General features: G+C 43.6%; 8 protein-coding genes. All 8 read left to right on the forward strand.

The window, feature by feature from the left end; translation table 11 throughout:
- Nucleotides 1–21 precede the first annotated feature (21 nt).
- The 8 genes from AC4E8D_RS16280 to AC4E8D_RS16315 all read left to right on the forward strand — a co-directional run bounded on the left by AC4E8D_RS16280 (nucleotide 22) and on the right by AC4E8D_RS16315 (nucleotide 11823).
- Nucleotides 22–807, forward strand: a complete 786-nt coding sequence (locus AC4E8D_RS16280) for an ABC transporter ATP-binding protein (protein WP_221821246.1) — start codon at nucleotides 22–24, stop codon at nucleotides 805–807.
- Nucleotides 794–2740 (forward strand): FtsX-like permease family protein, encoded by a 1947-nt coding sequence (locus AC4E8D_RS16285; RefSeq protein WP_339176712.1) that lies wholly within the window; start codon nucleotides 794–796, stop codon nucleotides 2738–2740. The genes AC4E8D_RS16280 and AC4E8D_RS16285 overlap by 14 nt, the downstream gene beginning before the upstream one ends.
- Nucleotides 2741–2763: 23 nt before the next feature.
- On the forward strand, nucleotides 2764–3105 hold the full coding sequence (locus AC4E8D_RS16290; protein ID WP_339303888.1) for a YxeA family protein: 342 nt from the start codon (nucleotides 2764–2766) through the stop codon (nucleotides 3103–3105).
- A 259-nt stretch (nucleotides 3106–3364) separates the two neighbouring features.
- Nucleotides 3365–5662, forward strand: coding sequence for a copper amine oxidase N-terminal domain-containing protein (locus AC4E8D_RS16295; protein ID WP_221821251.1), 2298 nt, complete (start codon nucleotides 3365–3367; stop codon nucleotides 5660–5662).
- Nucleotides 5663–5778: 116 nt separating this feature from the next.
- A complete protein-coding gene (locus tag AC4E8D_RS16300; protein WP_339303891.1) occupies nucleotides 5779–8064 on the forward strand; it encodes a preprotein translocase subunit SecA in 2286 nt (761 codons plus the stop codon).
- 276 nt (nucleotides 8065–8340) lie between these two features.
- A complete protein-coding gene (locus AC4E8D_RS16305) occupies nucleotides 8341–9288 on the forward strand; it encodes an ABC transporter permease (RefSeq protein ID WP_036671347.1) in 948 nt (315 codons plus the stop codon).
- 13 nt (nucleotides 9289–9301) lie between these two features.
- Nucleotides 9302–10171: a carbohydrate ABC transporter permease gene (locus AC4E8D_RS16310; protein ID WP_036615551.1), complete on the forward strand. Its 870-nt coding sequence runs from the start codon at nucleotides 9302–9304 to the stop codon at nucleotides 10169–10171.
- A 65-nt stretch (nucleotides 10172–10236) separates the two neighbouring features.
- A complete protein-coding gene (locus tag AC4E8D_RS16315; RefSeq protein WP_221821257.1) occupies nucleotides 10237–11823 on the forward strand; it encodes an extracellular solute-binding protein in 1587 nt (528 codons plus the stop codon).
- Nucleotides 11824–11846 lie beyond the last annotated feature (23 nt).

An 11846-nucleotide genomic window follows, 5' to 3' on the forward strand; every position in this document is an offset into this window, starting at 1 on the left:
ATCATTTTTGGGAGGTTCAACATGGATGAATGGAATGAACAAGAAACGGTTTTACACGCTCGAAACGTCCACAAATCATATGGTTCAAAAGGTGGTGCCCAACAGGTATTAAAGGGAATAGATTTACGTGTTCTCCGTAAAGAATTTGTAGGAATTATGGGTCCGTCCGGTTCGGGGAAGACAACATTGCTTAACGTACTTGCCACGATTGACCGGACAACAGATGGCACAATCTTAATCGAAGATGAAGATATCTCTACCATGAACAATACGGCTCTTTCTGCATTTCGTCGAAACAAGCTTGGATTCATCTTCCAGGACTATAATCTTCTTGACACATTGACGGTAAAGGAAAATATCCTCTTACCTATATCACTTAGCAAAAAAAGCAAACAGCAGGCAGAAAACGAGTTCACAGCGATTGCCGACGTGTTAGGGATTCAGGAACTTTCGCAAAAATACCCATTCGAAATATCAGGGGGTCAAAAACAACGCACTGCTGCTGGGCGGGCCCTCATACATCAGCCTTCCATCATCTTTGCAGATGAGCCTACTGGTGCACTCGATTCCAAATCCGCTTCATCACTGTTATCAGTAATGGAGGAGGTGAACCGGAAAAGAAAGGTCACGATTATCATGGTTACGCATGATCCAGTCGCATCCAGTTACTGTAATCGTGTGGTGTTCCTAAAAGACGGAAAGATATATTCCGAACTGTACAAGGGAGAGAAATCCAGACAGTCGTTCTTCAAAGAAATCATCGATGTGCAGGCTGTTTTAGGGGGCGACCACATTGACAGTATTTGAATTAGCACTTCGCAGCATGCGGCAAAATGTGAAACATTACTACTTGTATTTCTTCGCGCTGATTTTCAGTATGAGTCTGTTCTTTGTCTTCGCTTCCTTGTTACACGATCAGCAAGTTCAGTCCATGTTGGAATCAAGCGACAAATTTCTAATCGCTTTTCAGTCTGCAGCAATTCTGCTCATTGGGATTATTGTAATCTTTACTATATCATCTAACCAAATTTTTCTACGCCGGCGCAGCCGTGAGATCGGATTATATCAGCTCATCGGTCTATCCAAGGGCTGGGTAGCCCGCTATTTAATCATTGAGAATGTACTACTCGGTTTAGGTGCACTCATCGCTGGAATTATCTGTGGAGCATTGGTATCACGTTTGTTTGTCCTCATTCTAATGAAATTGCTCCGTTTGGATGGGATGCCTGCCATTGACTTTTCGTTACTCGCAGCCTTTGATACGGTAAAAGTCTTTGTTCTCGTCGTTGTTATTACTTCCTTACAAATGATATTCATGATATATCGCAGTACACTGTTACATCTATTTCAAGCAGATCAGCAGCCTGACTTATCCAGCCAGCCTCCAACTATCCTTGCATCTATTCTTACGGCTATTTATGCCGTGCTTGGTATTGTACTTCTTGGCTACGGCTATGAATTATCGGGTCGGATGGTAGATGAACAATTAATCTTAAATGCATTCCTGGTGCTTTTATCTACGATTACAGGAACATATATATTGTTTCGTGTGACGATCAAATGGTGGTTCTCATGGATTCGCAAACGAAAAAATGGTCATCTTGGCTTGTATAATAGTTTGTCACTTGCTCCGCTGATGCACCGGATGAAAGGTAATGCCAACTCGCTCACCTTGATTACAGTGTTGTCTGCTTTAACCATAACTCTGGTTACCATGGCGTATTCTGTGTATTACTCCACCGAGAATACGGTCCGCATGGAGATTCCATATGATTTTTCATTTGAGAATAGGCAGTCGGATGCACAATCGTTCGTAACCGAGCTTGAGCGGGAAGGAATTAACTTCAGCTACCTGTCCATCGAGGCCGTCCGGACTAAGGGTGTTATTCTTAATCCACTTGATGAATCCAGCCATATCGAGGAGAGAAACTTGTTGTGGCTTCCAGCTGAACAGCTTCAAAGGGCAGATAAAAAGCTATCGGTGCCTTCACACGGTGAAGCTGTAGAATACAGTGTATCTGCACAGACTGCATTTGACGACAGTGATTTCTCAAAGCGTTACCCGACGAAAATTGAACTGATATCAGAGGGACAGACAGTTAGTTATCCGTTGAAAGAACTAGTTGTCGAGAATCTTGTGAATTCCGATATATCTGGAAATCAGATTTTGGTGTCTGAAAAAACGTTAAGAGAAATTGAGGATAGCATGTCCAGCACTGCCGATTACGAGAGAGTACACATAGATACCTATCGTATTCCAGACAAAAGTGAGCTTGCTTTAGCTTCCTCCCTTTACCAGAAATATAATCTTGACGAATATTTTACGACCGATTTCTATTCACGATATAGACAGACACTTGAGATTTCCGGATTATTAATTTTTATCGCTGCCTTTCTCGGACTCGCCTTTCTCGCCTCTACCGGCAGCATCCTGTATTTCAAACAAATGACTGAGGCCGAGCAGGAGAAACAGAGCTTCAAGACACTGCGCCAGCTCGGATTTGAAGAGAAGATGATTATGAAGGGCATTGTGCGAAAGCAGATGGTTGTGTTTCTTCTCCCTCTATTGATTGGTGTACTGCATTCAATCTTCGCAGTAAAAGCGGCTTCAATCATCATTATTTCGGACATTACTGCTCCAACAATTATTTCGATAGGAGCGTATGCATCCATCTATTTTCTATTCGCTCTCTTCACACTGGGTTACTATCGGAAAATTGTTAAACATGCGATGTTGTAAGACTATTTTCAGGAGGTGCATGTATGAAGAAAAAATTTATTTTTATATTAATTGTAGTAGTAGTTTGCTCAGGTCTATATGTAACATTCAAACGTGAGTTTGATCAATTCAACCCATTGTATAAGGAGCAATATGTTTATGCTTTAATTAATAAACCAGCCGAGAAGGAAGATAAAAATGAATGGATCCGGTACAGATATAATCTGACCGGTTACACAGCACAAGGGGAGGAAACAAAGGTCACTTTCTCGTCAAGTAAAGAATTGGAACAGGACACATATGTGAAAGTACTTGCCAAGGGAGCCTATACGAAACAATGGACATTAATACAAAAGGAAGAGATGCCAAGTAATTTCTTTCATTGAAAATGGGATTGAATTGGGGGAGTACGACCAGCATCATCTCATAGAAGAAGAGTTACCATTTGGGTTTTGTTAGAATATTTGTATTCGAAGTCGCCTCTTTGGCGACTTTTTACTGTACGTAACTTTTGTTTATATCATTCGAAATTGCTGCACCATCCATAATTTACAATTCAATTAGAAACTTTTTCCTAAATCTAGCGTCTAATACTTTTTGAGGGGTTATACATTACTAGAGAGTAGAAGGAGCCAAAGACAACACATGAATATGAAGAAGAAATTATCCATTTTTACCGCTTTAGCCGTTTTTCAAGCATTTGCAGTCGGTTCTGTGAATGCGCAATCAGCACCGCAAGGTGACTCCGCGTCAGTAAACACGGCCAATGTAGAATCAGTTGAGGTGTTAAAGCAAGAGCAGCCGATTGCAGAGCGTGAAGTGAAGACGGAGAGCAACAACAAATCTACCAATACTCCGCCCACTGAAGCCAAGGACACTCAAACCTCAACCGGCACTGAGGCAACACCTAAAACAGATAGCGAGAAACCTGCATTGGATGTGGGAGAGACCACTGCAAACGAAACGGGTACGAAACCTGTGGCTCAAGAGGAAGCACCTGAGGAGGAAACGCCAGCTACACCTGCTCAAATAGAGCAACCATCCATTGATGGGACGTCTCCTGCAGCAGCAGGTGGAAATCTGACGTTGTACATGAATAGCAACAAAATGGAGCAGGATGGAAAAACGTATCTTGCTGGACAGCCAATGGCTGTAAAAAACGGTGTATCCTATGTTGCAATCCGTGCGCTGGTTGACCGTGTGGGATATGGCGTCAAATATGATAACAAAACCAAGGAAACCATCATTATTAGTGGTGAAGATGAACTCCGATTCAAAACTAACAGCAAGGACTATACGGTAAATGGAGAGACCAGAACGATGAAAGGCCCTGCTTATCAGCAAAAAAGTACATTCATGGTGCCGTTAACTTCCATTACTCAAGCTCTGAACATCACCTATAAAGTGAATCAGTCGGCTAAAACGGTTGTGTTGAATCTTAATACAAAACCTGTTGCAAGCTTTACCATTTCCCAAAAGGAAATTTTTGCGGGTGATCAAGTAGACTACGTGACTTCTTCCAGTTCACCTAATGGAATGGATATCGTTGACGAACGCTGGACTGGTCGCCAGGATTCATTTGATCAAGCAGGTACATATACGATTTCATATCAAGTACAGGATTCCAATGGTCAATGGAGCGATCCCTATTCAACTACGATTGAAGTTTTGGCTCCTAATCTTCCTCCTGTAGCCATGTTCGCCACGGATAAAGAAGAGTATAAAATGGGCGAAAAAATAACATACACAGACCAAAGTACAGATGATGAAAATAATATTGTTAAAGCGGCGTGGGAGAACAATTCACTTGCGTTCTTTGAACCGGGTCCAAAAACGGTGACTCTTACGGTAACTGACAATCACGGTGCTACGAACACGTACTCCAAAGTCATCACCATAACCAATGAGACCTTATATTCATTTACCGATTTTAATTTACTCTTCACGCCGGTAGGACAGAAATTCACCTTTAATGGCGGCGAAGTGACTACGATGGAGAAAGTGCCTTATACGTACATGGATGAGCCAAGTTTGCTGATCCGCAGTAACAGTCCGGAAACTGTGAATACGGAAGGCATTGTATATAAAGAATCATCTTCGGGGCAGACCCGTTTCATGATTCACCACGTGAACAATACAGGCAAAAGAGTAAAAATGTATGTGATTGCAACCAATAACAATCCGAATCCAGCCGTATTTGAACAACAGAATATGGGCTTTGCCGGACCTACACCGTATGCTACCGTAGCTGGGAAATTGTCTATTGATAAATGGTTCAAGTCGATTCAGACTGGAGCGGATCAAAAGAAAGAGTACCTTCAACCTGGGGAAAGCAAACTGATTTTGACAGAACTTAATAAAACGCCGATGAAAGAAGGACAAGTAATCTCTCTCTATTCGGACGCTTATAGTGATTATTCCTTAGACTATAACGTTATCCTGGTGGAAGAAAATAAAGATCCGTTCGAGGCTCTGCCATTGCTACCTGTGCTTGATCGTGACGGAGTGCACAACCGTGGTACGTACCCGAATGCGACTCGCATTATAAAATACGATGAGCACGTGGGAATCAAACCTGCCCGTCTGCCACTTGGTGACAATTCAAGCGATCCCAATCTGGTAGGAACAGATCCAATGGCATACACAGACGCATCCAATGCGGGTAATTTCGGCGTATTGTACAAAATCACGCTGACCAATGTTGCACCGCGTACACTTATCTCCTTTAACCCTCGTGGAGGGAAGTACTCCGGAGTAGCTCTGGTGAACAATCAGTTGGTATCGATTGCCGAAGGTAACGTTGCGGTTGCCAATTCAAGTGAACAAAGCGTGCTTTACCGCACCGGTTCAACTGGAGAGAGCGTAACCATTCTATTCTCTGCCGCACCAGGAAGCAACCTGCCGGTCAATCTGCTCTTTACACCACTCCCATCGGAGAAGTAATGTAGGTTTCTCTTATAACGAATGGTTTGGTGGCACTTTAATCATCGACAAAAAAGACTCCATATGGAGTCTTTTCTTTTCACAACTTATTTCTACTAAGGAGGAATCAAATTCCGATGAATGTAGTCGTCAAGTTGATACGTGAATTCAAAGAGCGAGATAACCGGCGTTTGTTGAAGGATTATCGAGACAAAGTGGAGCTTATCAGGAAACGGAACTTGGAAGTTTGGGATGATCAGCACCTGCAAGCGGAATCTCTTCGGCTGCAAGAAGAAGCAAGATCAGGCAAGCCTTTGGATGATCTGCTTGTTGATGCTTATGCTTTAGTCTGCGAGGCTGCGAAGAGAACACTCGGATTACGCCCTTACGATGTCCAGATTATGGCTGCGATTGCTTTGCACGAAAGATTTTTGATCGAGCAGCATACCGGTGAAGGAAAAACACTCTCTGCTGTTATGCCTGCTTATCTCAACGCATTGACAGGCAAAGGTGTTCATGTGCTTACTTTTAACGACTACCTGGCAAATCGAGATGCAGCGTGGATGGGCCCGATCTTTCGCTTCCTCGGGTTAACGGTAAGCTCGGTTCAAGCGGGCATGAGTCTGTTTGATAAACGGGAAGCTTACGCCAAGGACATAACCTATGTTACGGCTAAAGAAGCAGGGTTTGATTATTTGCGTGACACAATAGCATTCAATGAAGCGGATACCGTACACCGTCCTTTCCATTACGTCATCGTAGACGAAGCAGATTCATTGCTTCTTGATGAAGCACGGGTGCCGTTAGTCATTAGTGGCGATTCGAGTGCTTCCAAGAGTGATGGCGTTCTTTTCGCAGAAGTGGCCCGGCAGCTGCGGCAAGGAGAGCATTACGATTTTGACGAGTTCCAGCGGAACGTTTACTTGAATGAAGCGGGTGCTGCAAAAGCGGAGTTGCTGCTGGGATGCGGCAACTTGTACGATAGCCATAACAGTCATTGGTTAACTTCATTGAATTGTGCGCTGCATGTGGAATCGTTATTAAAAAAAGACGTTGATTACATCGTCCGGGACGGTGGAATCGAGCTAATCGAAGAACACACCGGCCGTGTGGCCGAGAACAGGTATTTGCCGGACGGGTTGCAAGCTGCGCTGATGGCAAAAGAAGGGTTGCAGTGGAAGGCCGGTGGGAGAATTCTCGGTACGATCACGATTCAACATTTCATTAGCCTGTATTCGGGAATTTGCGGAATGACGGCTACGGCGCACGCTTCAGCAATGGAATTTGAGGATATCTATGCGTTACAAGTCGTGCAGATCCCGCCAAACCAGCCAAACATACGGATCGACCACAAACACCGAATTTACACCCATAAAGAAGCCAAATATAAGGCGCTTGTACAAGAAATCTCTTCGGTCCATAGGATGGGACGCCCCATTCTTATTGGTACGTCAAGCGTCGAGGAATCTGATATGCTGGCGAAGGCGCTTGCCGCTGCTGGTGTACCTTGCCAGGTTCTGAATGCCAAAAACGATGCAAAAGAAGCCGAAATCATCGCTAAAGCGGGAGAAATAGGCGCGGTAACGGTATCTACGAATATGGCAGGGCGCGGCGTCGACATTCGTCTCGGCGGTGGTAATCCCGCTCAGGCAGAAGTGGTTGCCAAACTGGGCGGATTATACGTGATAGGTACATATGTGAACGAAAGCATGCGGATTGATGATCAGTTGCGCGGACGTTGCGGACGCCAAGGTGACCCTGGGTCCTCCGTATTTTATATTAGCCTGGAGGACGAGTTGATGCTTCGCTTTGGCATTCATAAACTGTTTCACGCTCCTAGGCAGGACGAGGTTCTTGATGAACCTGCGCTCCGCAGCAAAATCGAGCATATCCAGCGCGTTATTATAGGTCAAAACTTCGATATTCAGCGGGAATTGAACTGTTATTCGGATATGGTGGAGGATCAGAGGCGAATTCTATATGAAGAACGGCTCGGAATTTTGAAAGCTGAGAGACTGATGAGTCCATCGGAGCGGCGAGTACGGCTTTTTTATATCGACGAGTTCTGGGCTGACCATCTCGCATACGTTTCTTACATTCGTGAAAGCATTCATCTCGAGAGCATTACCAGTCGTAACCCAATCGACGAGTTTCATACGCAAATCACCCAAGCATTCGAGCGAATTCCGGCTAAAATAGATCATGAGTCGGCAAATATGCTTAGAAAACTTGGAGGTTCGAATGATCCCGAGAAATGGGAACAGTTCGGTCTGAAGAGTCCTATTTCGACTCGGACCTATATGATCAACGATCAGTACAGCCAAGATAAGCGCAGCTCATGGACCGGAACGACGGTATTTGCTTTTTGGGGCAGTAAGATTTTGAAGCTATTACTGAAGCCAGTATATAGGATGTCAAAATAGTGATGGGAGCGTGACGATCGATGAACAATAATTGTTGAATTCGATTGTGAACTGAGATTTTTTGGGGAGAAGTATAAATACGGCATTTGAAAGTCGCTATTATAGCGGCTTTTTTTTATTTTAGTAGAAAAGTTCTTGTCTCACCTGCTGGGATTAGCTGTTGGAACGAACCCAAGCACACTTCCTTAAAATCTTATAAGAAATTCTTGATATTTCAGAAATTTATCCGATAGGCGGGTGCTATTATACAAATACAAACAAAGACGAGGTGATGAAATGCAAGCAAAATTGGCAGCGGACGCCATTCCCATCTCCAAAAAGCGAAAGACATGGATAAGGACGATACAAAAGCACAAAGTGATGTATGCTCTCTTATTACCAGCTTTAATTTACTTTGCGGTATTCAAATACATTCCTATGGCGGGAATCATGATTGCTTTTAAAAACTACAACCTGGCTTTGGGACTATGGGATAGCCCATGGGTGGGATTCAAAAATTTTACCGATTTTATGAACGGCGTTTATTTCTGGGACATCATGAAAAATACGATTGTTATATCGCTGTATAAGCTATTGTTCGGTTTCTCCGCGCCCATCGTACTTGCTTTACTCCTCAATGAAGTGTATAGCCAATGGTTTAAGAAAATCGTACAGACCATCACTTATTTGCCTCATTTTCTATCATGGGTCATCGTGTATGGAATTATGGTAGCCTTACTAGCCCCTGGCGATGGTCTCTTTAACATGATTTTGAAGGATTTTGGTGTTGAACCCATCTCGTTTCTAACCGAACCTGCCTGGGGCAGAATGTTGATCATCTTATCTGAAGTATGGAAGGATATTGGATGGGGGGCGATTTTGTACCTTGCCGCCTTGGCAGGAATCGATCCAAGCTTGTATGAAGCGGCTCGAATGGATGGTGCATCCAAATGGAGACAGCTCTGGCATATCACGTTACCTGGTATTCGAGGAGTCATTATTCTGATGCTGATTCTTAAATTAAGCCATATCCTGGATGCGGGTTTTGACCAAATATTCATGTTTGCCAACACCTTTAACCAGGAGAAGATCGATATTATCGACACATGGGTATACCGCGAAGGGTTGGAACGTCTTAAGATTGGCTTGGCTACGGCTGTAGGATTGTTTAAAGCTGTCATCGGATTTGCTTTAGTGTTGGCAGCGAATAAGCTCGCCAAAAAATTCGATGGGCAAATCTGGTGAGGTGGTCTTTAGAATGATCCATATGACAATCGGGGAAAAAGTCTGGCAAACCGTCGTTTATGTAGTTCTTATTATATTATCCCTACTGTGCGTGCTGCCCTTTCTATATGTGGTTGCTGTCTCCGTAACACCAGAATCGGAAGTATTAAGAAGAGGGATTGTGATTATACCAGAATCCTTTACCTTTCTGGCCTATAAAGAAGTATTCATCTCGCATGGGATCTGGCAGGCGTATAAAATTACGTTATTTCGAACGATTGTAGGCACTGCGTTAAATGTGTTTTTTACGGTAATCGCGGCCTACCCGTTATCCAAAAAATATTTGCCCGGAAGAAGTCCGTTTTTACTCTTCATTGTGTTTACCATGATGTTCAGTGGGGGATTAATTCCGACTTATTTACTAATCCGCTCTTTGGGATTGTTAAACAGTCCTTGGGTATTGATCATTCCAAATCTCATTAGTGCATTTAATCTGGTGATCATCAAAGGTTTTTTTGAGCAATTACCTGGTGAAATCGAGGAATCAGCGAGGGTAGACGGTGCAAGTGAACTTCAGACGTTATGGCGGATCATTTTACCCCTGTCCTTACCTGTCCTTTCCACCATTTCCTTATTTTACGCAGTCGGGCATTGGAACAGTTATTTTGATGCCATTGTATATATCAATGATTCCAACTACATGCCACTTCAAGTGATTTTGCGCAACATTCTGCTTAACGTTGCAACTCAAAGCGCTGATTCGCTCGCCAATTCCGGGGCTGTCAGTACGTTCGCAGTGCAGATGGCTACAGTTGTTGTAACTACAGTTCCGATATTGATCGTTTATCCATTTTTGCAAAAGCATTTTACCAAAGGTGTACTCCTGGGATCCGTTAAAGGTTAAAAAGTGTTCCAACCTAACTTATTACGGGGAAACCGTGATAATATACAAGCAAAGGAGAGGTCAATATGCAGCGTAAAAAGATTTCATTTGCTATTCTGTCGGCAATCTTAGGACTTGGGACGCTATTGTCAGGATGTGGGGGAAATGAAGAAGTTACATCGACAACTTCGAGTAATTCGCAAGGCCAGTCTGGCCAGTTTGCAACCAAAATGAAAATCTCAATGTTTAACCAAGGCACTTTTAATGCTGCTGCTCCGGTACCTCCACGTGAAGAAGATATTCAACGCCAAATGTTGGAAGAAGAGATGAACATCGACTTGGAGATGATGATTCCTCAGGCTGGTCAAGCAACAACCAAACTGAATACACTCATTGCAGGCGGGGATATTCCAGACTTGATCTTCTTGAAAAGTCGTGCTGATCTCGCGCAATATTACGACCAAGGTGTTCTTGCGGATTTGACACCGTATATGGACCAATTCCCTGAACTACAGAAACGGTTTGGCAACGACTCCTGGGAGGCGATGTCCTATCAAGGAAAAACGATTGGAGTTCCAGGCTATGATAATGTAAACGGTATCAGTCGAAGCTTCTTTATCCGTAACGATTGGCTGAAAAAGTTGAATATGGAGGTACCAACGACACCTGACGAGCTGTTCGAAGTTATGAAAGCCTTTACAGAGAAAGACCCGGACGGGAATGGTAAAAACGATACGTACGGATTCATCGGTGGTATGAATAAAGAAGGTAATCTGCAAACCTACGGCTTTGATAGCTTGATGTGGATGTTTGGCGTCAATCCTCCTTCAGCCGTTGAGATAAAAGATAATGAACCGGTATTTCTGTTTATCGACCCCAAAATGAAAGAGGCGCTTGCTTACATTAATAAAATGATGGCAGCCAAGGTGGTTGACCCGGACTGGGTGACGATGAATTCGCCTGATCTGTTGGACCAAAAGATGTTTAAGGGTAGAGTTGGCTTCATGATCAGAGATGCTCGTAGACTAGAGCCGGATTATCAACAGAAAATGAAAGAAATTAGTGGCGAGGTGCCGGAATGGATCGTTATCCCTCCGATGAAAGGTCCTTACGGGGATCAAATTGTAGAGAGAAAATCGTTCCAGGGCAACTCATGGGCCATATCCGCAAAAGCGGACGAGGATAAAATCATTCGGATCTTGTCCATGCTAAATTATCTTTTTACGGATGAAGAAGCCTATCCGAACTTTGCATACGGTATCAAAGGGATTCATTGGGATGTCGTAGACGGCAAGATCAAAAATAAAACCTCCGAGTTATCGAAGGAAATGAAAGAGAAGTATCTGTGGGTCGATCATTATAGAATGCCACGCCGTGGTGATGATGCGGAGTACTTCAGTTTCCAGAATCCGAAGACGGCGGAAGCTTTCAAGGACAATCAGCAATATGTGGGGCCAACGCTGCCCGGAAATTTATTGACCCCAGACCCTAGCGATACCTTGGATGCTGACCGCACACGTTTCATTAATGAAAGCTTAGTTAAATTTATGACGGGCAAAGAGCCTCTTTCCAACTGGGACAATTTCCTACAGACGCTGGATACCAAGTTTGACATGCAGAAATATAAAGAAACCGCAATCCAGCAATTTAAAGAAGCCGGCCTTATCAAGTAAAAATAAACGAAGAGAGAGTGGCT

The sequence above is a fragment of the Paenibacillus sp. SRL342 genome (genome assembly GCF_984798905.1).

Bases quoted from the DNA above. Each gene is read 5' to 3' on its own strand.
- AC4E8D_RS16315 (WP_221821257.1), top strand. From the start codon at position 10,237: ATGCAGCGTAAAAAGATTTCATTTGCTATTCTGTCGGCAATCTTAGGA.
- AC4E8D_RS16310 (WP_036615551.1), top strand. From the start codon at position 9,302: ATGATCCATATGACAATCGGGGAAAAAGTCTGGCAAACCGTCGTTTAT.
- AC4E8D_RS16305 (WP_036671347.1), top strand. From the start codon at position 8,341: ATGCAAGCAAAATTGGCAGCGGACGCCATTCCCATCTCCAAAAAGCGA.
- AC4E8D_RS16295 (WP_221821251.1), top strand. From the start codon at position 3,365: ATGAATATGAAGAAGAAATTATCCATTTTTACCGCTTTAGCCGTTTTT.
- AC4E8D_RS16280 (WP_221821246.1), top strand. From the start codon at position 22: ATGGATGAATGGAATGAACAAGAAACGGTTTTACACGCTCGAAACGTC.
- AC4E8D_RS16290 (WP_339303888.1), top strand. From the start codon at position 2,764: ATGAAGAAAAAATTTATTTTTATATTAATTGTAGTAGTAGTTTGCTCA.
- AC4E8D_RS16300 (WP_339303891.1), top strand. From the start codon at position 5,779: ATGAATGTAGTCGTCAAGTTGATACGTGAATTCAAAGAGCGAGATAAC.